Here is a 23,443-nt window from a genome sequence, read left to right as displayed (position 1 = left end):
CAGCCGTTGGGCTCACAAAGTCCGCAACGAATCTGGAGATCAATCCCATGTCCCCCGCTGACGCTTTCACCACCGGAACGCGCACCATCACGCCGCCTTCCAAGCCTGCTCCCGCCGACCAGCCGGCGTGGAACACCCAGAGGAACTCGTCGATGCCGACGTTCCGGTATCGCTCGTTCGCCGAAGAAGTGGAACCGGTGTCGCTGCCGGACCGCACCTGGCCCGACAAGACCATCGACCGCGCCCCGCAATGGTGTGCGGTCGATCTCCGCGACGGCAACCAGGCTCTGATCGATCCCATGAGCCCGGCCCGCAAGCGGCGCATGTTCGAATTGCTCGTGCGGATGGGCTACAAGGAGATCGAGGTCGGATTCCCGTCGGCCAGCCAGACGGACTTCGACTTCGTCCGCGAGATCATCGAAGACGGCGCCATCCCGGCTGACGTCACCATCCAGGTGCTCACGCAGTCGCGCCCCGAGCTGATCAAGCGCACATTCGAGGCGTGCGAGGGCGCCGAGAAGGTGATCGTGCACTTCTACAACTCCACCTCCATCCTGCAGCGCCGAGTGGTGTTCAAGGCCGAGCGCGACGTCATCAAGAAGATCGCCACCGATGCGGCCGCTCTGGCCCTGGAAGAGGCGAAGAAGTACCCGGACACGCAGTGGCGCTGGGAGTACTCGCCCGAGTCGTACACCGGCACGGAACTCGAGTACGCCAAGGAGGTGTGCGACGCCGTCACCGAGGTCTTGCAGCCCACCCCCGAGAACCCGGTCATCCTGAACCTGCCGGCCACCGTCGAGATGGCCACTCCGAACGTGTACGCCGACTCGATCGAGTGGATGCACCGCAACCTGGCCCGCCGCGACTCCGTCATCCTCTCGCTCCACCCCCACAATGACCGCGGCACGGGTGTCGCGGCCGCGGAACTGGGCTATCAGGCGGGCGCCGACCGCATCGAGGGATGCCTGTTCGGCAACGGCGAGCGCACAGGCAACGTCTGCCTGGTCACGCTGGGTCTGAACCTGTTCACCCGCGGCGTCGACCCGCAGATCGATTTCTCGAACATCGACGAGATCCGCCGCACGGTGGAGTACTGCAACCAGCTGCCTGTCCACGAACGCCACCCGTACGGCGGCGACCTCGTGTACACCGCCTTCTCCGGCAGCCACCAGGACGCCATCAACAAGGGCCTCGACGCCATGAAGATCGATGCCGACTCCCAGGACGCCGACGTCGACGACATTCAGTGGGCGGTTCCCTACCTGCCGATCGATCCCAAGGATGTGGGCCGCACCTACGAGGCAGTCATCCGCGTCAACTCTCAGTCGGGCAAGGGTGGCGTCGCCTACATCATGAAGGCCGACCACGGGCTGGTGCTGCCGCGCCGGCTGCAGATCGAGTTCTCCCAGGCGGTCCAGCGGATCACCGACGGCGAGGGCGGCGAGGTGTCCCCGAAGGAAATGTGGGACGTCTTCCACGAGGAGTACCTCGCTCCGATCACCCCACTCGAGCGGATGAAGCAGAAGGTCACCGCGTCCGAAGAGGACGGCGGCACCGACTCCATCACCGCAACGGTCAAGGTGAACGGCAAGGAACAGGAGATCTCGGGTTCGGGCAACGGCCCGCTCGCCGCGTTCGTCGACGCGCTCGCCACCATCGACTTCGATGTCCGGGTGCTCGACTACTCCGAGCACGCGATGTCGGCGGGTGACGACGCCCAGGCCGCTGCGTACGTCGAGTGCGCCGTTACTGCGCCCGACGGCCGGAGCACGGTGGTGTGGGGTGTCGGTATCGCCACGTCGATCACCACGGCGTCGCTGCGCGCCGTCGTCTCGGCAGTCAATCGCGCTCACTGACCGATTCGTCCGTATCGCCGCGAGTGCGCCCCGTGCGTGCTCGCGGCGTTCGCGTTTTTCCAGGCCTCTGCGCCGGCGGACCGAACCGCTCGGTAACTTGAGGTGAAAGTGCGCTGCGGCGTGACGTTTTCGTCGTTCGCCCCGAAACTCACGACGTGACAATGCGTTACAGGTAACTTCTTGAACACTTGACAAACCGAACGTGACCCGCGCTGAAGTTACGCGCGGGTACAAAAAATCGACGTTATGCTCCAGTTCCCGGGCATCGGGTCCTGCAGAGTGGCAGGACCCGATGATCGCATTCGGGGCACCTCTGGAGGGGACAAGTGGGTTGTGCAGGGGTGCGTGTGTCCGCGAAGGCGGCACCCAGTCCACGGCGGATATGGCCTTGGCCATCGAAACACTCTGCGGATCAATGAGTTTTACGGAAACGGAGCGCTAACTGATGTTCAAGCGAATAGCGATTGTCAATCGCGGCGAGGCTGCGGTCCGCCTGATTCGAGCCGTGCGTGAACTGAATGCCGAGCACAACTACGGCATCACGACGGTTGCACTGCACACCGAGGCGGAGCGCCGCGCGATGTTCGTGCGCCAGGCCGACGAAGGTGTGTGCTTGCGCACAGTCAAGAGCGGAACGGCCTACCTCGACCACGCCGAGCTGGCCCGCGCCCTGCGTGAGAGCAAGGCCGACGCCGTGTGGGTGGGCTGGGGCTTCGTGGCCGAGGATCCCGCTTTCGTCGAGGTGTGCGAACAGCTGGGAATCACCTTCATCGGTCCGCCCGCTGAAGCGATGCGTCTGCTCGGTGACAAGGTGGAGGCCAAGCTCCTCGCGGAGAAGGTCGACGTCCCGGTCGCACCGTGGAGTGGCGGACCCGTCGCCACCCGCGCCGACGCACGTCGCCACGCCCAGGCGATCGGCTACCCGCTCATCATCAAAGCCCGCAGTGGTGGCGGTGGCCGCGGCATCCGCAAGGTGTGGTCCGAGGACGAACTCGAACTCGCGCTCGAGCGCACGCAGGGTGAGGCCCAGCGGTCGTTCGGCGACCCCGTCGTCTTCATCGAACGACTGGTCACCGATGCGCGCCACGTCGAGGTACAGGTCATTGCCGACAACTTCGGCAACGTCTGGGCTCCTGGTGTGCGTGACTGCTCCATCCAGCGCAAGAACCAGAAGGTCATCGAGGAGTCCAGCTCGCCGCTCCTCACCGCAGAGCAGTCGAATCACCTCCGCACCGTGTCGAGCGAACTCGTGCGTGCAGCCGGATACCGCGGCGCAGGCACTGTGGAGTACCTCTACCAGCCGGAGCAGAAGACCTTCACCTTCCTCGAGGTGAACACCCGGTTGCAGGTGGAGCACCCCATCACCGAGGCCACCACGGGAATCGACCTGGTGAAGTTGCAGATCCTCGTGGCCAGCGGCGAACCCCTCGTGGGTGACTGCCCGCCCGAGTTCGGCCACGCCATTGAAGCCCGGCTCAACGCCGAAGACGCCGCCAACGGATTCGCACCCGCCCCCGGCGCGGTGCAACTGCTCAAGTTCCCGCTCGGCAGCGGCCTGCGCGTCGACACCGGCATCGCGCAGGGCGACGTCATCCCGCCCGACTACGACTCCATGGTCGCCAAGGTCATCGCCTGGGGCCGCGACCGCTCCGAGGCACTGGCCCGGCTGCGCACGGCGCTGCGGGAGACCACGGTCGTGCTGCGCGGCGGCACCACCACCAAGTCCTTCCTGCTCGATCTGCTCGACCGCGAAGAGGTCATCACGGCGTCCGCCGACACCGGCTGGCTGGACCGCACCGACGCGGGCACGTCCAACGCGCCGTCCCGCACCGCTGATGTCGCGCTGATCGCCGCCGCCATCGACGTCTACGACGCCGAGGAGAAGCTCGAGCGTCAGGCATTCCTCTCGTCTGCCCGCGGTGGGCGGCCCCGCGCCGGCCACGCCATCGGCCGCAAGGTCGAGCTCAGCTACCAGGGTCAGGCATACGGACTCACCGTCACTCAGGTCGGCGCCCACCGCTACCGCGTCGACGGGGACGCCCCCGAGACCGAGGTCGAGGTGGACCGGCTCAGCGAGTTCGAGAGCCGCCTGGTGATCGGCGACCGCCGCCACCACGTCGTCTCCGTCGCGGGACGCGCCCAGTACCTCGTCGAGGTCGACGGCATCAGCCACCAGATCAGCCAGGACGAGGCCGGCGTCGTGCGCGCCCCCGCCCCGGCAGTCGTGGTCGCGGTGCCGGTGTCCGTCGGTGACGAGGTCGAGGTCGGCGCCACCTTGGTCGTCCTCGAGAGCATGAAGATGGAAACCGCGGTCCGCGCGCCCGTCGCCGGCCGTGTCCGGGAAGTGCTGGCCATGGTCAACTCGCAGGTGGACGCCGGAACGGCGCTGCTGCGGGTGGAGGAAAGCTCCGACGAGTCCACGGCGCAGCAGTCGCCCCGCGTCGAATTCGATCTCGGCGCCCCGGCACCCCACGGTGACGCGCGCCTCGATGCCCTTGCGCAGATCGATGCGCTCGGCGCGCTGCTCACCGGGTACGACGTCAGCGCGAAGCGGGCCGGCGTGCTGCTCGCCCAGTACGAGAAGCTGCGGGCACAGATCGCCGGCGATCCCGACCTCGTGCAGGCCGAGCTGGCGCTGCTCACCACGTTCGCCGACATCTGCGAGATCGGCCGTAACCGTCCGACGGTGGCCGAGGAAGACGGCGACGAGCGGGTGCACAGCCCGCGCGAGCATTTCCACACCTATCTCCACACCCTGGACGTCGAGCTCGAGGGGCTTCCGGAGTCCTTCCAGACCCGGTTGTCGCGCGCTCTGCGCCACTACGACGTCACCGATCTCGAGCGCACCGCCGAGCTCGAGGAAGCGGTCTACCGCCTCTTCCTCGCGCAGCAGCGAATGGACAATCAGGTTCCCGTCATCGCCGCACTGCTCGACCGCTGGCTGAACGACGGCAACGCACCCGGCCGCGCCCCGAGCGGACTCGGTGAGGTGCTGGACCGGTTGATCGTCGCCACCCAGGTCCGCTACCCGGTGATCGGCAACGTCGCCCGCAACGTCCGCTTCCGCTTCTTCGACGAGCCGCAGATCCGCAAGGCCCGCGAACAGGTGTACGACGGTGTCCGCGGCAGCCTCGAGTACCTCGCCGAGCATCCCGGCGCCGACGACTACCAGGAACGTCTCGAAGCGCTGGTCGCCACCCCGCAGTCGCTGACCGAGCTGCTCGGACAGCGCATCGCCCGCAAGAGCGCCACCGTGGGCCCGCTGCTCGAGGTGGTCACCCGCCGCTACTACGACATCCGCACGCTCGAAGACGTCGCAGCGTTCGATCGTGGCGGACGGCACTTCGTCACCGGCAACTTCGACCTGCTCGGGGAGCGTCTGCACCTCGTGTCGGCCGTCGCCGACTACGCCGAACTGCCCGGTGCGCTCACCGAAATCGGTGACGTCGCCTCGGAGACCCCCGACAATCTCGTCCTCGACCTGTACCTGTCGTGGTCCGAGCCACCGGCCGATCCCGACACGATGTCGGAGGACCTGCGCAAGACGCTGGCGACGCTGCCCCTGATCGCCTCCTGCCGCCGTGTCACGGTGTCCGTTTTCGGTGGCGTCGGCATCGACGTCCGCAAGTTCACCTACCGCCCGGACGCGGGTGTGCTCGCGGAAGAGACACTGATCCGGGACATGCACCCGCTCACCGGTCAGCGCTTCGATCTGTGGCGCCTGAAGAACTTCGAAGGCACCCGCCTGCCCGCGGCGGCGGACACGTTCCTGTTCCACCTGGTGTCGCCCGAGAACCCCACCGACGAGCGCCTCATCGCACTCGCCGAAATCCGCGACATCACCCCCGTCCGCAACGAGGACGGCCAGGTGATCGGCGTTCCCGCTGCCGAGCGCGTGCTCCAGTCCTGCCTCGACGGCATCCGGCGAGCTCAGGCGGCCCGTGGCAGCAAGCGCAAGCTCGACGCCAACCGCGTCGTGCTGTACGTGTGGCCGAAGATCGACGCTCCGGTGGAAGACCTGCAGGAATTCGCGCGGGTCGCGGCCCCGCTCACCGCGGGCGCCGGGCTCGAGGAGATCACCGTGATCGCCCGGCTCCAGGGCCCGGCCGGAACGGAGTCGCAGGAGAAGGCACTGCGATTCTCCTACCGCACCGGCAGCGGCGTCGTAGTCAAGGTCACCGACCCGCCGACCGAGCCGCTGCAGCCGCTCGACGCGTACACCCAGAAGGTCCGCAGTTCCCGCGCCCGCGGCACCGTCTACCCGTACGAGCTGATTCCCCTGCTCACCGGTCGCGACGGAACCTTCGTCGAGCACGACCTGGACGAGTCGGGCCGACTGGTTCCGGTGGACCGTCCGTACGGACAGAACCGCGCCGGCCTCATCGTCGGTCTGGTCACCGCCCGCACCGAACGGCACCCCGAGGGCATGACCCGGGTCGCGCTCTTCGGCGATCCGACCAAGGCGCTGGGCACCGTCGCCGAAGCCGAGTGCGCGCGTCTCGTGGCGGGCGTCGACCTGGCCGAGGAGCTGGGTGTGCCGGTCGAGTGGTTCGCGTTGTCGTCCGGGGCGACGATCTCCATGGACAGCGGCACCGAGAACATGGACTGGGTGTCCCGCGGCTTGCGTCGCATCATCACGTTCACGCAGAACGGTGGCGAGGTCAACGTGATCGTGGCCGGTATCAACGTCGGCGCGCAGCCCTACTGGAACGCCGAAGCCACGATGCTGATGCACACCAAGGGCATCCTCGTGATGACGCCCGACAGCGCCATGGTGCTCACCGGTAAGAACTCGCTCGACTACTCGGGTGGTGTCTCGGCCGAGGACAACTTCGGTATCGGTGGCTACGACCGCGTCATGGGACCCAACGGCGAGGCGCAGTACTGGGCTCCCAACCTGCCCGCGGCCTGCCAGATCCTGTTCGCCCACTACGACCATGCGTATGTGGTTGCCGGGGAACGGTTCCCGCGTCGGGCCCACACCGCCGACCCCATCGGCCGCGACGTGCGCACCTTCCCGCACGTCCACCCGTCGAGCGACTTCACCACGGTCGGTGACATCTTCTCGGCAGAGACGAACCCGGAACGCAAGAAGCCGTTCGACATTCGCACCGTGATGCGGGCGCTCGTCGACCAGGACCACCAGGTGCTGGAGCGGTGGGCCGACATGGCGGACGCGGACACGTCCGTCGTCATGGATGCGCACCTGGGCGGTTACCCGGTGAGTGTCATCGGCATCGAGTCGCGGGCCATCGCCCGTAAGGGATGGTCGCCGGCCAACGGCCCCGACCAGTGGACCGCCGGAACGTTGTTCCCGCAGTCGTCGAAGAAGACGGCGCGGGCAATCAACGCCGCCAGCGGAAGCCGTCCCCTCGTCGTGCTGGCCAACCTGTCCGGCTTCGACGGGTCCCCCGACTCGCTGCGGCACATCCAGCTCGAGTACGGCGCCGAAATCGGCCGCGCCATCGTCAATTTCGACGGCCCGATCGTGTTCTGCGTCATCTCCCGCTACCACGGCGGCGCGTTCGTCGTGTTCTCCGGGGCGCTCAACGACAACATGGAAGTTCTCGCGGTCGAGGGTTCCTTCGCGTCGGTGCTCGGTGGCGCGCCCGCCGCGGCCGTGGTGTTCACACGCGAGGTCAACTCGCGGGTGGCCGCCGACCCGACGATCCGGGAACTCGAGGCCAACCTGGCCGGCGCCCAGACCGACGCCCAGCAGGCTCACCTGCGCGTCGAGCTGGCCGCCCAGCAGGCTGCGGTCCGCAACGAGAAGCTCGGTGAAGTCGCCGCCGAGTTCGAGGCCGTGCACAACATTCAGCGCGCGCAGCAGGTCGGCTCCGTCGACGCGGTCATCCCCGCCGTCGAACTCCGCCCCTACATCATCGGTGCCGTCGAGCGCGGTATGCGACGAGCGGTGGAATCAGCGAGCTAGAACGACGCGACACGGCCGCGGCACCTTCGGGTGTCGCGGCCGTTTCGTGTACTGGGCCATCCCCATCTCACCTGTTTCGGATGACGCGGGCGGCGCGGGAAGCTGCGATAGTCGGCGCAGACTTCCTTCGACTGTGTGAAATGGAGCGCTGCAATGGACTCGTTCTGGGACTTCCTCTGGGTAATCATCACCACGTTCGCCTTCGTGGCCTACCTGATCCTGCTGTTCTCCATCATCACCGACCTGTTCCGCGACCATAAGTCGTCGGGCTGGGTCAAGGCCATCTGGATCATCTTCCTGTTCATCGTCCCCTTCCTGACCGCGCTGGTGTACCTGATCGTCAGGAGCGACGGCATGGCGCAGCGGTCGATGGCCGCGGCTCAGCAGGTCAAACAGGCCCAGGACAGCTACATTCGCGAGGTCGCGGGCAAGTCGTCGGCGGAGCAGATCGCGGACGCGAAAGGCCTGCTCGATGCCGGAACCATCAATCAACAGGAGTACGAGACGTTGAAGGCGAAGGCGTTGGGCTGATCCTGGCCCACTTCCCGAGGGGACCCGCTTTCGGGCGGGTCCCTGTGCCGTGTCAGTCCGTGAGCTCCGCCGCGACGTCCCGGAACGCCTGAAGCACCGTTGCGACGGCAGGAATGGCATCGGCCGCCGGGCGACGAGCCAGTTCGTAAATGCGCGCCGCCCGAACACCGGCGAGGGGCAACCGGACCACCAACGGGTGGGTCACAGCATGGCGGGCCAGCAGCGCGACGCCGTGCCCGCCGGCCACCAGTTCCTCGATGACCCGGAAATCGTTGATACGCATCACCACCCGCGGCTGCACTCCGGTTGCCGCGGCCACCGACAGCAGAACGTCATCGACGGGGAATCCGCCGCGCACGCTGATCCAGCTCTCGTCGGCCAACTGTTCCGGTCGCACCGACTTCTGCCCCGCGAAGCGATGCCCGGGCGGCAGGATCAGATCGATCGGCTCACGCATGAGCGGTTCGGCGGTCACCCGCGGTGACGACGTGTCGGCGGCACGCTCATCCCGGTGAGTGAGAACCACGTCGTAGTCGGCGAGCAGCGTCGGCACTGCCGACGAGGGCAGATCCTCGTCGCGCGGCTGCACGTCCACGCCGCTTCCGGCGAGGACGTCGAGCAGCCGGGGCAGCAGCAATGCGGCGCCGGAGGGAAACAGTGCCACCCGGACGCGGCCTCGCGGCGACCCCCGGTAGGCGTCCATCTCCGCTGCTGCCCGGTCCAGGGCGGCCAGGACGTCGTCGGCCCGCACCACGAGGGCCTGTCCGGCGTCGGTGAGCCGCAGGCGCCGGCCGTCGGGTTCGAGCAGGGTCACGCCTGCTTCCCGCCCCAGGATCTTCAATTGCTGCGATACGGCGGACGGGGTCATCGACAATGCCGCGGCAGTGGCGGCCACCGTCCCTCGGTCCGCCAGCTCACGCAGAACTCGCAGGCGGGTCGCATCCATGAAGTAAAACTACATGGACAATGCACTATAAAGTGCTTGTCCTGATGGTTTGGCAGGCTCACGATGGAGCACATGACCACCCGCGATCGGCTCCTCGGACTTACCGTCGTCGTGTTGTGGGGTCTGAACTTTCTCGCCATTCGCGCCGGTCTCGATCACTTCCCGCCGTTCTTCTTCGCGGCAGTGCGCTTTCTTCTCATCGCGATCCCGGTGGTCTTGTTCGTTCCGCGGCCGCAGGTCCCCACCACGTGGCTGCTGCTCTACGGCACCGGCTTCGGAATCGGGCAATTCACGTTCCTGTTCTGGGCCATGCACGTCGGGATGCCCACCGGGCTGGCGTCACTGGTCTTGCAGTCGTCGGCGCCGTTCACCGTCGTACTGGGCGCAATCCTGCTCCGCGAGCGACTGCGGCCGGTGCAGGTGGGCGGGCTCCTCATGGCGATGTCGGGGATGGCGCTCATCGGCTGGGACCGGTCCCAGCACGCCGCCCTCCTCCCCGTGGTTCTGACGTTGCTCGCCGGCCTGTCGTGGGCGCTGGGCAACCTCGGAAACCGGAAGGCGGCCTCCGACCAGCCGATGCGGCTGATGCTGTGGATGTGCGTCATTCCCCCGCTGCCCATGCTCGCACTCTCGTTCGCGGTCGAAGGACCCTCGTCCGGCTGGAACGCGCTGACGTCTTCGCTTCTCGGCAACGGCCCGCTGGCGCTCGCCGGACTCGCCTACATCGTGATCCTCGGCACCATCGTCGGCTCCGGCCTCTGGACGGCTCTGCTCAGCCGCTATCCGGCGGGCACCGTCGCACCGTTGTCCCTCCTCGTTCCCGTTGTCGGCATCGGGGCAGCGTGGCTGGTACTGCACGAAGAACCGAGCGTCGTGTCGCTGATCGGTGGAGCGGTGGTCATCGCCGGTGCGGCAGCCACCCAGGTGAGCGGCAAGGCACGCCAGGACCCATCTCCGCACGTCCGTCCACCGGCGCGAGTCGGCGTCTGACCGGACCCTGTGCAAAACTCGCGGAGTGAGTACTGGAACTGGGATCACGACACGCGGCAAGGTCGCCCTCCGGGCAGCAGCGGCCGCCTCCTGGGCATCGCAGAAGGCGGGACGCGGCAAGGGCTCGATGATCGGCGGATTGATCGCCCTGAAGATCGACCCCACGCTGATGGAACAGCTCGGTCGTAGCCGCCGCACTGCGGTGATCACCGGCACCAACGGCAAGTCGACCACCACCCGGATGACGGCTGCCGCGCTCTCGACCCTCGGCGAGGTGGCCAGCCAGGCCGACGGCGCCAACATGGACGCCGGGATCGTCGCGGCCCTGAGCAACCGGGTGCACGCACCCCTCGCCGCGCTCGAGGTCGACGAACTGCACGTCCCCCATGTCAGTGACGCGGTCGATCCCGAAGTCCTGGTGTTCCTCAATCTGAGCCGCGACCAGCTCGACCGCGTCGGCGAGATCAACATGATCGAGCGCAAACTCCGCGCCTGCGTCGCCGCGCATCCCGAGGCCACCGTCATCGCCAACTGCGACGACGTTCTCGTCACGTCGGTGGCCTACGACGCGAAGAACGTCGTCTGGGTGGCCGCGGGCGGCGGCTGGGCCAGCGACGCCGCCAGCTGTCCGCGCACCGGTGAGCCGATCGTCTGGGAAGGACCGCACTGGCGCAGTACCGGTTCCGACTTCGCGCGCCCCACCCCCGACTGGTGGCTGGACGAGGAGAACCTCTACGGGCCGGAGGGCCTGAAGATTCCCATGACGCTGGCATTACCCGGCCGCGCGAACCGAGGCAACGCGGCCCAGGCAGTGGCCGCCGCAGTCGCAATGGGCGCGAAAGCGGAGGACGCGGTCGGCGCCGCAGCCACCGTGCAAGAAGTGGCCGGCCGCTACAGCACCGTCGAAGTCGGGCCCCATTCGGTCCACATGCTGCTCGCCAAGAACCCGGCCGGCTGGCAAGAGGCGCTGTCGATGATCGACCCCACCGTCGACGGACTGGTGATCGCGGTCAACGGTCAGGTGCCCGACGGTGAAGACCTCTCGTGGTTGTGGGACGTGCGTTTCGAGCACTTCGAAGGCGTCAAGGTGGTGGCCGCCGGCGAACGCGGTACCGACCTCGCCGTGCGCCTCACCTACGCGGGCGTCGACCACACCCTCCAACCGAATCCCCTGCGCGCCATCGCTTCCTGCCCGCCAGGACGTGTCGAGGTGCTCGCCAACTACACCGCATTCCGCGACCTGAACAACGCCATCGCGAAGGAGGCGCGCAATGTCTGACTCCACGGTGCGCATCGGACTGGTACTCCCCGACGTCATGGGCACCTACGGCGACGGCGGCAATGCTCTCATCCTGCGGCAGCGACTGCGCATGCGCGGATACGACGCCGAGATCGTCGACATCACCCTGAACGACCCGGTCCCCGAATCGCTCGACGCCTACACCCTCGGCGGCGCCGAGGACTCGGCCCAGCGGCTCGCGACCCGCCACCTCACCAAATATCCGGGACTCCAGAAGGCCGCCGAACACGGTGCACCCGTGCTCGCGATCTGCGCCGCCATCCAGGTACTGGGCAACTGGTACGAGACGTCGAGCGGTGAACGCGTCGACGGTGTGTCGATGCTCGACGTCACCACCTCTCCGCAGGCCACCCGGTCCATCGGCGAGGTGATCACCAAGCCCCACCTCGACGGCCTGACTCTGCCGCTTACAGGATTCGAAAATCACCGCGGCGGAACGACTCTCGGCCCCGACGCGCGCGGCCTCGCCCGCGTGACCCACGGCGTCGGCAACGGGGTCGGCGATGGACAAGAGGGCGTCGTCCAAGGTTCCGTGATCGGCACGTACATGCACGGACCGGCGCTGGCCCGCAATCCCGAACTCGCCGACCTCATCTTGAAGCGAGCCCTCGGAGTCGACGAACTCCCCACCCTCGACCTTCCCGAAGTCGAACAGCTGCGCCGGGAACGCCTGCGCGTGTAGTCCAGCGGGAGTAGTGCCACGCTGCGCCGATCGAACCCTCTGACCCGGGACGGGTCCGAGGGCGGTTCCCTGTGCCGACAATGCCGCCCATTCGCCGTTCTGCACTGCGACGATCCCGGCGAACTACGGCGCGCTCGGGCGCGCTCGGGCGGCAGAAATCACACACAGCCTCTCCACAGGCTGGGGATAACCGTCCGTGATGTCACCTGATGCAACCGCAGGGTTGCAGAAGTCGGGTGTGCGTGCAACCATTGAGTTGCAGAAGCCGCGCGAAGGAAGGTAATCGACATGGATTCGACGAGCATCACCCGAAGCGTTGTGATCAGCGCCCCGCGATCGACAGTCTGGGCTGCCATCACCGACGCCGACAAGGTCGCCCAATGGTTCGGACAGCAGGCCGAGATCGACCTCGCCGTGGGCGGCAGAGCAGAGTTCACCTGGGACGGGCACGGAACGTCCCGTGCGATCGTGACCGAGGTCGACGAGCCGAACAGCTTCGGTTTCCGCTGGGCGGCCGACAGAGACACCGATCCTGTAGAAGGCAATTCGACACTGGTCCGGTTCACCCTCGCCGAGCACGAGTCGGGAACCGAGCTGACGGTGACCGAGACTGGATTCGACACCCTCGACCGCGACGCGGACGCACGGAACCAGCAGCGCGAAGGCAACATCCAGGGTTGGCACGCCGAACTCGACGAACTGGTCGCCTACCTGCATGGCGTGAAGGCATGACCGTGGGCACCTATACCGAACTCGCTTCGGTGTTCGCGGCCCTGTCCGACGAAACCCGCTGGGAGATCCTGACCGAGCTCGGACGGGCAGATCATTCCGCGTCGTCCCTCGCCACCCGACTGCCGGTGTCGAGACAGGCGATCGCCAAGCATCTCACCGCCCTGCAGGCCTGTGGGTTGGTCGAATCGGTGAAGGTGGGTCGGGAGGTTCGCTATCGGGCGCTCGGCGCCGAACTCGGCAAGACGGCCCGGACGCTGGAGCGAATCGGTGCCGAGTGGGACCGACGGCTGGCAGCTATCAAGAACATCGCAGAATCGATGTAAGGACCCCAGACAGGGGTTCGGCCGGGAATGCTTCTGCATTCTCGGCCGGATCTCTGCTTCACGAGTTTTCTCTGCTCACAGGTACATTTCCTCGATCCGCACTACTTACGATACCCCCGAGTGATCTACGTCACAAGAGGTTCCATTACATTTTTTTGCGCCCGGTCATGACCCGGCAACGCGAGCGAGACGGCGAACACCAAGACGGCCAACACCGCACACACCCCGTACGCCAGCGAGAACGACCCTGAAGTAGCGGACCCGCCCACCACGCCGGCCGCGAGAACCGACGCGACCACTGCGCTGCACATGGTGGTGCCCATCGTCCGCAGCAGGACGTTCACACCATTGGCCGCGGCCATCTGCGTCGCGGGTGCGGCGCGCACGATCAGCATCGGCAGCGTGCTGTAGACCAGTGCCGTGCCGATGGCCGCGACACCCAACGCCGTGATCACCAACCACAACTCCTTACCCGGCACAGCATGCAGCGAGTAACCGGCAACGAGACACACGGCGCCGGCGAGGATCGTCACCTTCGACCCGAACCGCGCGGTCACACTCGCCCCGACCTGGGCGAAAACGATCATCGACAGACTGGTGGGCAGCTGGCACACCGCAGCCTGCAGGATCGTCAGCCCGTATCCGGCTCCACTCCGCGGCGCCTGTAGCAACTGTGTCGTGATGAGCGCGTTGCCATAGAAGGCGAACCCGACGAGAAGTGCGGTTCCGTGCGGCAGGAGAACGGACCGGCGCGCAGAGACTCGCAGGTCTATCAGCGGATTCCGGTTACGCAACTGCTGGTAGCCCCACAACGCGAACAGAAACACCGAAGACGCGAACATGCCCAGCACCGCGGGACTCGACCAGCCCCATGAACTGCCCTGTGTGATCGGCACCAGCAAGCTGACCAGTGCGGCCGTCAGCCCGACCGCGCCGACCCCGTCGAAGCGTCCGCCTGAGCGCATCGCCGATTCGCGGATGAACAACGCCGCCGCCGTGGTGACCGCCAACCCGATCGCTGCGATCACCCAGAAGAGAACGTGCCAATGGGAGTATTCGGCGATGGCAGCCGCGAACGGCAGGCCCAGGGCCGTGCCGATGCCGAGTGTGGAACTCATCATCGCGATTGCGCGGTGCACCTTCTCCGGCGGCAGTTCGTCGCGGAGGATCGAAATACCGATCGGGATCACCGCGCCGCCGACGCCCTGCAGTCCGCGCGCGAAGATCAGCAGACCGATGTCGGAGGTCACCGCGCACAGCACTGCGCCCAACGTCATGATGACGAACGCCACCATCAGCATTCGCTTCTTTCCATACATGTCCGCGAGGCGCCCGAAAATGGGAGTGACCACCGCGCCGACGAGCAGAGTCGCCGTGATCAGCCAGGACACCGACGTCGTCCCGGCGCCGGTGAACGCCGGCATGCTCGGGAGGAGCGGCACCATCACCGTCTGCAGTACAGCTTGGAACACTCCGGCGAAGGCGAGAATGGGGAGAAGGAACCTCGATCCGACCGGGAGTGGAGGGGACTGCGGCTTGGCCGTCGTGCGTGCCGACAACGCCCGCGGCAACGAAGACAGTGGCCGTGGCAACGAAATCGTCACGCGTCACCCCCGCACAGTTGGTAAATGGCTGTTCACCACTCTAGGTGAACAGTCATTTACCACGCAAGCTGAACTCTCAGGGGTCGAGCAGCTGCTGCACCAGGGGGGCGTAGTGCGCCACCACCTCCTCCGGCGAACCGGAGGCATACTCCTGCATCATTTTGCGGCGCATAACCGCGAGACCGGTCAACATCGACATCACCAGTTCCGCGCGCAGCCGCGCATCCGGGCCGGTCAAGCGTGTCGCCAGCGCATCGATCATCTGCGACGAGTAGTTGGCACGCAGCTTGCGGCCCCGCTCCTCGCTGGCCCCGCTCATGAACAGAATGTTCAACGACAGCGGTTTGTACGATTCCATCGGGCGCGCGAACATCGACACCATCCGCTCGCCCAGCCCGTCCAGTGGGCCATTGAATGCCATGTCGGCGGCCCCCCGGAAATCGACGAGGGTGTCGAACAACTGCTCTTTGGACCCGAAGTATTTGATGATGAGCGGGGCGCTGACCCCCGCATCGTCGGCAATGTCCTTGAGTGTGATCTCCCGATAGGGCCTGGTGGCGAATGCCCGCCCCGCCGCATCGACGATGAGCGACCTCGACTGCTCGGCTGTGCGTTTCGCAGGTGCGGTCGCAGCGCGTTCGGGCATCGCGGTCGGCTCGGACGTCACAGTGTGCGTCTTCCGGACAACGCTCGGCCCAGGGTCAGTTCGTCGGCGAACTCGAGGTCGCCGCCCATCGGCAGCCCCGATGCGAGCCGGCTGACCGTCAGCCCCGGAAAGTCCCGAAGCATGCGCACCAGATACGTGGCGGTGGCCTCACCCTCGGTGTTGGGATCGGTGGCGATGATGACCTCGGAGACGTCGACCCCGTCCTCCTGATTCGCGATGCGCCCCAGCAACTCTCGAATGCGAAGCTGGTCGGGGCCGATACCCGACAGCGGGTCGAGGGCACCCCCGAGCACGTGATAGCGCCCCTTGAACTCACGGGTCCGCTCCACCGCCTGCACGTCCTTCGGTTCCTCCACCACACAGATCACCGTGCGGTCCCGGCGGGGGTCGGCGCAGATCCGGCAGTACTCCTTGTCGGATACGGTGCCGCACACCACGCAGAACTGAACGCCGTCACGGACCCGCTCCAAGGCGTTCTCGAGCCGCTGAATCTCGGAAGGTTCAACGCTGAGCAGGTGAAACGCGATGCGTTGGGCACTCTTCGGCCCGACACCGGGCAGCTTGCCGAGTTCGTCGATCAGGTCCTGGACCGGCCCCTCGTACACGCCGGACCTCTAGAAGCCGGGAAGACCGGGCAGGCCTCCACCCAATCCACCTGCCAGCGGACCGAGCTTCTCCGCCGCGATCTGCTGCGCCTTGTTCGACGCGTCCTCGATGGCGCCGATCACCAGGTCCTGCAACGTTTCGACGTCGTCGGGATCGACGACCTTGGGGTCGATCCTCAGACCGACTACTTCACCTGTGCCTTTGACGGTCGCAGTGACGAGTCCACCACCGGCCTGCCCGGTGACCTCGGCTTCGGCCATCTCCTGTTGCGCGGCCATCAGCTGCTGCTGCATCTGCTGTGCCTGCGCCAGAAGCTGCGACATGTCGGGCTGTCCACCTGGTTGCACTGACGTGGTCCTTTCTGCGGTTACCCTGCCAGCGTAGACGGTCGCCGCAGGCGTGGCGCCACGCCGACGAACCAGACAGCGCGCACGGCGGCCTCATCCCCCTACCCGGCAGGCGCCGGGCAGGAAGGGACGGTCAGGCGAGTTCACGCTCCAGGTTGGCGAGTACCGTTGCCTGGATCTTCTTCAGGCCCAGCGGGGCGAAGGTCTTCTCGAAGAAGCCGCCGATGCCGCCCGCACCCTTCCATTGCGTGGTGGTCGTGACGGTCGAGCCGGACCCGCTCGGTGCGACCACCCAGGTGGTGACGAGCGAAGAATTGGCATCCGTCTCCGTGATCGTGTCGCCTGCCACGGTGACGGTCGCCTTGATGTCACGCGACCGCTTGTCGGTGGCCTTCAACGTCCACTGCGCCACGGTGCCGGTGCCCTGCCCGCCTTCGAGAACGCGGTAGTCCCGGTAGTGCTCCGACAGGATGCGGGGACGCACCGTCTCGTAGTCCGACAAGGCCGCAAGCACCTTTTCCGGCGTGGCTGCGACGGTAATCGAACTGCTCGCGCTGACCTGGCCCACTGTTTGACTCCTCTAGTACGGTTCGTACGGCATCTTCCCTCACCATCCTGCCTCTCGAATGCGGACATCGGTGACGGCGCAGCAATCGATTGTGAGCTAGGTCACCGGATCGCTGTCACGACCCGCGCGTTGGTGAGACATTTGTGTGAATCTTCGGCCCGCCGCGGCGATATGCGTGGCTTCAATCCCCAGAGAGGGATAGCGTCAGGGTGTGGCTGCCTCTTCGGTTGAACTACTGAAAAGCATGCGGGAGGGTGGACGCCCCTCCCGTGCGCATCGCACATCGCCCCTGACCGGGATCGATGCTCACCGCGCCGGTGTCGAACGGTTACTCGCGTCGTATCGCGCGATCCCTTCGGACGCCGACGTACGACTCGCCAAGAAGACCTCCAATCTGTTTCGGGCCCGCGCACACACCACCGCCCCAGGACTCGATGTCTCCGGCCTCGGCGGGGTCATCTCCGTCGATCCGCGGGCGCAGACAGCAGATGTCGCGGGGATGTGCACGTACGAGGACCTCGTGGACGCCACCCTGCCGTACGGGCTGGCACCGCTGGTGGTTCCGCAGCTCAAGACAATCACACTGGGGGGCGCGGTAACCGGGCTCGGGATCGAGTCGACGTCGTTCCGCAACGGTCTGCCCCACGAGTCCGTGCTCGAGATCGATGTTCTGACCGGCAGCGGCGACATCATCACCGCCACGCCGGAGGGCCGGCACTCCGATCTGTTCTGGGGTTTCCCCAATTCGTACGGCACACTGGGATATTCGACCCGCCTGCGGATCCAGCTCGAGCCCGTCAAACGGTATGTGGCACTGCGACACCTGCGTTTCGACTCACTCGACGAGCTGCAGTCGACGATGGACCGGATCGTCGGCGACCGGACCTACGACGGAATTCCCGTCGACTACGTGGACGGCGTGGTGTTCACCGCATCCGAAAGCTATCTGACGCTGGGCAACCAGACCGACGAGGGTGGTGCGGTCAGCGATTACACCGGTCGCAACATCTTCTACCGGTCCATTCAGCACGCTTCGGTGAACCATCCCAAAACGGACAAATTGACCACCCGAGATTACTTGTGGCGGTGGGACACCGACTGGTTCTGGTGCTCGCGTGCGTTCGGCGCCCAGAACCCGACGATCCGCAGGCTGTGGCCGAAAAAGCTTCTCCGTAGCAGCTTCTACTGGAAGCTCATCGCGCTCGACCACAAGTACGACATCGGTGACCGTCTCGAGAAGCGGAAGGGCAATCCCCCACGTGAGCGGGTCGTGCAGGACGTGGAAGTACCCATCGAGCGCACCGCCGACTTCGTTCGATGGTTTCTCGACGAGATCCCCATCGAACCGTTGTGGTTGTGCCCGTTGCGCTTGCGTGAACCTGCGCCCGCCGGAGCGTCGTCGCAGCGACCGTGGCCTCTCTATCCTCTCGAACCGAAACGCACCTATGTGAACATCGGCTTCTGGTCGTCGGTGCCCATCCGGCCCGGAGAGCCCGAGGGGGCGGCCAACCGGCTCATCGAGGACAAGGTCAGCGACTTCGACGGACACAAGTCTCTCTACTCTGACTCCTATTACTCCCGAGCGGATTTCGAACGCCTCTACTACGGCGGCGATCGATACACCGAACTGAAAAAGCACTACGATCCCGATTCCCGGTTACTGGACCTCTTCTCCAAGGCGGTGCAACGTCGATGACAACTCTGAAAGCTCCCCGCACACAAGACCGGAAGCTGACCATCGCGGAGATTCTCGAGACTCTCTCCGACGGCATGCTCCCGTTGCGGTTCACCGCATACGACGGGAGTGCCGCCGGACCCGAGGATGCGCCCTACGGCCTGCACCTCAAGTCCACCCGCGGAACCACCTACCTTGCAACCGCACCCGGTGATCTCGGGATGGCCCGGGCCTACGTGTCCGGCGACCTCGAAGCACGCGGCGTCCACCCCGGCGACCCCTACGAAATTCTCCGGGTCATGGGTGACGAACTGCATTTCCGTCGTCCGTCGGCGCTGACGCTCGCGGCCATCACCCGTTCGCTCGGTTGGGACCTCCTACGGCCCATCGCCCCTCCCCCGCAGGAGCATCTCCCGCGGTGGCGTCGCGTCGCCGAAGGCCTGCGGCACTCCAAGGCGCGCGACGCCGAAGTGATCCACCACCACTACGACGTCTCGAACACCTTCTACGAGTACGTCCTCGGTCCCTCCATGACGTACACGTGCGCGTGCTACGAGAACACCGAGCAGACCCTGGAAGAAGCGCAGGACAACAAGTACCGGCTGGTGTTCGAGAAGCTCGGCCTCCAGCCCGGTGACCGGCTGCTCGACATCGGGTGCGGCTGGGGTTCGATGGTTCGGTACGCGGCCCGGCGCGGCGTCAAAGTCATCGGCGCCACCCTGTCGCGCGAGCAAGCCGAATGGGCGCAGAAAGCCATCGCCGAAGAGGGCCTGTCCGACCTTGCCGAAGTCCGGTTCTCCGACTACCGCGACGTGCCCGAAACCGGCTTCGACGCCATCTCGTCGATCGGCCTCACCGAGCACATCGGCGTCGGCAACTACCCCGCCTACTTCACCCTGCTGAAAGACAAACTGCGGGAGGGTGGGCGGCTTCTCAACCACTGCATCACCCGTCCCGACAATCGCAGTCAGGCGCGCGCCGGCGGCTTCATCGACCGGTACGTCTTCCCCGACGGCGAACTCACCGGCTCCGGACGCATCATCTCCGAGATCCAGAACGTGGGCCTCGAAGTCCGGCACGAGGAGAACCTGCGCGAACACTACGCACTCACCCTCGCCGGGTGGTGTCAGAACCTCGTCGACAACTGGGACGCCTGCGTCGCCGACGTGGGTGAAGGAACCGCACGCGTATGGGGCCTCTACATGGCCGGGTCGCGTCTCGGGTTCGAACGCAACGTCGTGCAGCTGCACCAGGTCCTCGCCGTCAAGCTCGGGCCGAAGGGTGAAGCGCATGTCCCGCTCCGCCCGTGGTGGTCCTAGGCGGCTCCGCCGCCCGTGCGCCTTTTTGGTAGCTAGAGCAACCAGAAAGGCGCACAAGCCCGGCAGGGCCTCTCGCCGGACCTCACCCACCCCTCACGCACCAGGACGGTCTCCACTTCGCGGGCCACCACGCACGCACTCGTCGTCACCTCGTCGAACCCGTAGACAAGCCGCGGCCTTCCCTGCAGTTCTGCTGCGTTGTCGCGTCGACGATCCCGGAAGGCGACCTCCGCCATGGCGTGCGCACGGCGACCGTCGAGTCGCACGATGAGCGGCACACCGTGATCGGAGTAGTCGCAGTCTTCGAAGAGGGTGCGTCCGTCCACGACCACCGGCGACTGCCGTCGGGCGCGCGGCAAACCGTGCGCGTCCTCGACGTCGGTGGCGTAGCGGTACTCGAGGATCGACTGGACGCCTTCGGCCAGGAGTCGCACCGCGTCCGCGAGTGCCTTGCGGTATCGGCGTGGCCGTCGCTCCTCCATACGTCGTCGGATGTCGCGCAAAGGGATCCGGCCATTGGTCACGAGAGCGATGAGCCGGGTGTACGCGTCCCGTGCCGTGGGTTCGGCGATCGCAAGGTCCAGCGCAGTGTCGGCGCGACTTGTCCGAGGCGGGTGGGTGTCGACCGCGATGTAATCGTGCGCGCGGGACCTATGGACGACGACGCCCGGATGCAGCGTTGAGGACAGAGCGATCGGATTGCCAGGCTTCCTCGAGGGCCGCATGCCCGTGTGGCTCTGGCACCGCGACGATTTGCCGTACGGCACCGTGATGTGGATCGGCTCGCCGTCGCGGGGAAGCGCCATCCCCCACTCCTCGGCTGCCGTCGCATGACTGAGCATCGAGTGGCCACCTCCGTAGAGCACTGCGGCGGACAGGAGCATGTCTCGGGTGAGTGGGCCGTTAGTGATGGCGTAGACGCCTTGCAGAACACGGCGCCACTGCCCGGAGTCCAGAAGATGGCGAACACGGCCGCGAGAGAAGCCGAACGGCTCGAGCTGGGGTTGCGTGACAATCCCGAACTGGGTGTCGACAAGTCGCTGAAAATCGGTGAGATCGATGTCGGTCATGCGGCACATCGTGTGCCGGGTATACGACGCCGACCCGACAAAAACGCGGTTATCCACGTCGCCTGTGGATAACCGCGAGGTTGTGGATAACCCGCCCCGTGCGCCTTTTTGGTAGTCCCAGCTACCAAAAAGGCGCACGGGCGGCGGAGCCGCCTACTTCAGCGACGCGGGCGGGGTGAACCGCTCACCGTACTTGGCGGCGAGTTCTTCAGCGCGCTTGACGAAGCCGGCCTGGCCGCCTGTGTAGCCCTGGATGTACTGCGACACACCGCCGGTCCAGGCGGGGAAGCCGATACCCATGATGGAGCCGATGTTGGCGTCGGCGGTGGTCATGAGAACACCCTCGTCGAAGCACTTCTGGGTTTCGATGGCCTCGATGAACAGCATGCGTTCGATGAGGTCCTGGAACGGGACGTCGAGCTCCTTGGAACCGAAGTTTTCCCGCAGGCCGGGCCACAGGCCGGTGCGCTTGCCGTCGGTGTAGTCGTAGAAGCCGGCGCCGCCGAGCTTGCCCTTGCGGTCGAATTTGTCGACCATCGTGTTGATGACGTCGCCTGCCGGGTCGGCGGGCAGTTCCTTGCCTTCGGCCTTTGCAGCTTCCGCGGTTTCCTTGCGGATCTTCTGCATCAGCGTGAGGTTCAGCTCGTCCGACAGCTGGAGCGGCGCGGCGGGGTAGCCGGCCTGCAGACCTGCCTGCTCGATGGTGGCCGGTTCGATGCCCTCGGCGAGCATGGCGATGGCCTCGTTGATGAACGTGCCGATGACGCGTGAGGTGAAGAAGCCGCGCGAGTCGTTGACGACGATCGGTGTCTTGCGGATGGCCTGCACGTAGTCGAAGACGCGGGCGAGGGCCTCGTCGGACGTCTTCTCGCCGCGGATGATCTCCACGAGCGGCATCTTGTCGACGGGTGAGAAGAAGTGGATGCCGATGAAGTCTTCCTGCCGCTTCACACCCGTGGCCAGGCCAGTGATCGGCAGGGTCGAAGTATTGGAGCCGAGCAGCGCATTCGGGTCGACGATGTCTTCGATCTCCTGGAACACCTTGTGCTTGAGTTCCTGGCTCTCGAACACGGCCTCGACGACGAAGTCGACACCGGCGAAGTCGGCCGGGTCGGCGGTCGGCTTGATCCGGTCGAGCAACGCCTTCGACTTCTCCTCGGTGGTCTTGCCACGCGACAGCGCCTTGGCCTCGATGCCTTCGGAGTACGCCTTGCCCTTGTTCGCGGCCTCGATGCTGACGTCCTTGAGGACGACGTCGAAGCCGGCCTTCGCGGACACGTAGGCGATACCCGCGCCCATCATTCCGGCGCCGAGCACACCGACCTTGGTGATCGGGGTCTTCTCGATGCCTTCGGGGCGGGAGGCCCCGGAGTTGATGGCCTGCAGGTCGAAGAAGAAGGCCTGGATCATGTTCTTCGCGACCTGGCCGGTGACCAGCGACGTGAAGTACCGCGCCTCGATGAGCAGCGCGTTGTCGATGTCGACCTGCGAGCCCTCGACAGCGGCCGCCATGATCGCGCGCGGCGCGGGCATGGGGGCGCCCTTGAGCTGCTTGCGCAGGTTCGCGGGGAAGGCGGGCAGGTTGGCGGCGAACGCGGGGGTGGACGGGGTTCCGCCCGGAATCCGGTAGCCCTTCTTGTCCCACGGCTGCACGCCGCCCTCAGGGTTGGCCTTGATCCACGCCTTCGCAGCGGATACCAGTTCCTCGACGGAGGACACGACCTCGTCGATCAGTCCGACCTCCTTGGCCTGGACCGGTCCACGCTGCTGCCCCTGCAGCAGTACCTGCATGAGCGCGTTCTGCAGACCGAGCATCCGGACCGTGCGCACGACTCCGCCACCACCGGGCAGCAGGCCGAGGGTCACCTCGGGGAGGCCGATCTTGACGCCCTTCACGTCCGCGGCGATGCGGTGGTGGGTGGCGAGGGCGATTTCGAGTCCGCCGCCGAGTGCGGCACCGTTGATTGCGGCGACGACGGGCTTGCCGAGGGTTTCGAGGCGACGCAGGTCCGACTTGATCGCGACGCTGTGGTCGTAGATTTCCTGGGCGTTCTCGGGCCCGACCTTGATCATGTTCTTCAGGTCGCCGCCGGCGAAGAAGGTCTTCTTGCCGGACGTGATGACGACGCCCGTGATGGAGTCCTTCTCGTCGACGAGGCGATCGACGGTCGCCTTCATCGAGGAGATGTAGGCGTCGTTCATGGTGTTAGCACCCTGGTTGGGGTCGTCGATGGTGAGCACGACGATGCCGTCGGCGTCCTGCTCCCAGTTGATGATGTTCTGCTCGCTCACTGC

18 protein-coding genes are annotated in these 23,443 nt (G+C 66.2%); 10 read left to right on the top strand and 8 right to left on the bottom strand.

Annotated features, from left to right (window positions below; translation table 11 throughout):
- Window positions 1-47: 47 nt before the first annotated feature.
- The 3 genes from leuA (at window position 48) to ACH49N_RS09620 (ending at window position 8,319) form a co-directional block, all read left to right on the top strand.
- On the top strand, window positions 48-1,856 hold the full coding sequence (leuA, locus tag ACH49N_RS09630; RefSeq protein ID WP_159918928.1) for a 2-isopropylmalate synthase: 1,809 nt from the start codon (window positions 48-50) through the stop codon (window positions 1,854-1,856).
- Between the two features lie 445 nt (window positions 1,857-2,301).
- The gene (locus ACH49N_RS09625; RefSeq protein WP_358271543.1) at window positions 2,302-7,788 is read left to right on the top strand and encodes a biotin carboxylase N-terminal domain-containing protein; all 5,487 of its coding nucleotides are present in this window, start codon (window positions 2,302-2,304) and stop codon (window positions 7,786-7,788) included.
- A gap of 153 nt (window positions 7,789-7,941) precedes the next feature.
- A complete protein-coding gene (locus tag ACH49N_RS09620) occupies window positions 7,942-8,319 on the top strand; it encodes an SHOCT domain-containing protein (protein WP_159918926.1) in 378 nt (125 codons plus the stop codon).
- Between the two features lie 52 nt (window positions 8,320-8,371).
- Here ACH49N_RS09620 and ACH49N_RS09615 read toward each other — a convergent pair whose 3' ends face one another.
- A complete protein-coding gene (locus ACH49N_RS09615; protein ID WP_358271545.1) occupies window positions 8,372-9,265 on the bottom strand; it encodes a LysR family transcriptional regulator in 894 nt (297 codons plus the stop codon).
- Window positions 9,266-9,337: 72 nt separating this feature from the next.
- On the opposite strand from ACH49N_RS09615, the gene ACH49N_RS09610 reads away from it, so the two are divergent.
- The 5 genes from ACH49N_RS09610 to ACH49N_RS09590 all read left to right on the top strand — a co-directional run bounded on the left by ACH49N_RS09610 (window position 9,338) and on the right by ACH49N_RS09590 (window position 13,292).
- Window positions 9,338-10,255, top strand: coding sequence for an EamA family transporter (locus ACH49N_RS09610; RefSeq protein ID WP_358271547.1), 918 nt, complete (start codon window positions 9,338-9,340; stop codon window positions 10,253-10,255).
- A 25-nt stretch (window positions 10,256-10,280) separates the two neighbouring features.
- The gene (locus ACH49N_RS09605) at window positions 10,281-11,534 is read left to right on the top strand and encodes a MurT ligase domain-containing protein (protein WP_358271548.1); all 1,254 of its coding nucleotides are present in this window, start codon (window positions 10,281-10,283) and stop codon (window positions 11,532-11,534) included.
- Window positions 11,527-12,237 carry a glutamine amidotransferase gene (locus ACH49N_RS09600; protein WP_358271550.1) on the top strand — a complete coding sequence of 237 codons (711 nt, stop codon included), beginning with the start codon at window positions 11,527-11,529 and terminating at the stop codon, window positions 12,235-12,237. The genes ACH49N_RS09605 and ACH49N_RS09600 overlap by 8 nt, the downstream gene beginning before the upstream one ends.
- Window positions 12,238-12,525: 288 nt before the next feature.
- Window positions 12,526-12,969, top strand: coding sequence for an SRPBCC family protein (locus ACH49N_RS09595; protein ID WP_358271551.1), 444 nt, complete (start codon window positions 12,526-12,528; stop codon window positions 12,967-12,969).
- Window positions 12,966-13,292, top strand: a complete 327-nt coding sequence (locus tag ACH49N_RS09590; protein WP_159918921.1) for a metalloregulator ArsR/SmtB family transcription factor — start codon at window positions 12,966-12,968, stop codon at window positions 13,290-13,292. The genes ACH49N_RS09595 and ACH49N_RS09590 overlap by 4 nt, the downstream gene beginning before the upstream one ends.
- A 125-nt stretch (window positions 13,293-13,417) precedes the next feature.
- Here the strand turns inward: ACH49N_RS09590 and ACH49N_RS09585 are convergent, their stop codons facing one another.
- From ACH49N_RS09585 to ACH49N_RS09565, 5 genes are all read right to left on the bottom strand, one after another.
- Window positions 13,418-14,896 (bottom strand): MFS transporter, encoded by a 1,479-nt coding sequence (locus ACH49N_RS09585; RefSeq protein ID WP_358271553.1) that lies wholly within the window; start codon window positions 14,894-14,896, stop codon window positions 13,418-13,420.
- A gap of 76 nt (window positions 14,897-14,972) precedes the next feature.
- The gene (locus tag ACH49N_RS09580; protein ID WP_250766513.1) at window positions 14,973-15,542 is read right to left on the bottom strand and encodes a TetR family transcriptional regulator; all 570 of its coding nucleotides are present in this window, start codon (window positions 15,540-15,542) and stop codon (window positions 14,973-14,975) included.
- 17 nt (window positions 15,543-15,559) lie between these two features.
- Complete coding sequence (recR, locus tag ACH49N_RS09575; protein ID WP_109326261.1) at window positions 15,560-16,168, bottom strand: recombination mediator RecR; 609 nt, start codon at window positions 16,166-16,168, stop codon at window positions 15,560-15,562.
- A gap of 9 nt (window positions 16,169-16,177) precedes the next feature.
- Complete coding sequence (locus tag ACH49N_RS09570; protein ID WP_236603360.1) at window positions 16,178-16,492, bottom strand: YbaB/EbfC family nucleoid-associated protein; 315 nt, start codon at window positions 16,490-16,492, stop codon at window positions 16,178-16,180.
- Between the two features lie 157 nt (window positions 16,493-16,649).
- A complete protein-coding gene (locus ACH49N_RS09565; protein WP_358271556.1) occupies window positions 16,650-17,084 on the bottom strand; it encodes an SRPBCC family protein in 435 nt (144 codons plus the stop codon).
- Between the two features lie 244 nt (window positions 17,085-17,328).
- On the opposite strand from ACH49N_RS09565, the gene ACH49N_RS09560 reads away from it, so the two are divergent.
- Together ACH49N_RS09560 and ACH49N_RS09555 are read left to right on the top strand one after the other, a co-directional pair.
- A complete protein-coding gene (locus ACH49N_RS09560) occupies window positions 17,329-18,780 on the top strand; it encodes an FAD-binding oxidoreductase (RefSeq protein ID WP_358272042.1) in 1,452 nt (483 codons plus the stop codon).
- A complete protein-coding gene (locus tag ACH49N_RS09555; RefSeq protein ID WP_109326246.1) occupies window positions 18,777-20,078 on the top strand; it encodes a class I SAM-dependent methyltransferase in 1,302 nt (433 codons plus the stop codon). The genes ACH49N_RS09560 and ACH49N_RS09555 overlap by 4 nt, the downstream gene beginning before the upstream one ends.
- 32 nt (window positions 20,079-20,110) lie before the next feature.
- On the opposite strand, the gene ACH49N_RS09550 is transcribed toward ACH49N_RS09555, so the two are convergent.
- Window positions 20,111-21,148, bottom strand: coding sequence for a type IV toxin-antitoxin system AbiEi family antitoxin domain-containing protein (locus ACH49N_RS09550; protein WP_358271558.1), 1,038 nt, complete (start codon window positions 21,146-21,148; stop codon window positions 20,111-20,113).
- Window positions 21,149-21,301: 153 nt separating this feature from the next.
- Window positions 21,302-23,440 carry a 3-hydroxyacyl-CoA dehydrogenase NAD-binding domain-containing protein gene (locus ACH49N_RS09545; protein WP_358271559.1) on the bottom strand — a complete coding sequence of 713 codons (2,139 nt, stop codon included), beginning with the start codon at window positions 23,438-23,440 and terminating at the stop codon, window positions 21,302-21,304.
- Window positions 23,441-23,443: the final 3 nt, after the last annotated feature.

It is taken from the genome of Rhodococcus sp. NPDC019647, assembly GCF_044389235.1.
Taxonomy (GTDB): Bacteria; Actinomycetota; Actinomycetes; order Mycobacteriales; family Mycobacteriaceae; genus Rhodococcus_F; species Rhodococcus_F oxybenzonivorans.
This window is presented reverse-complemented; position numbering and strand designations above follow the sequence as displayed.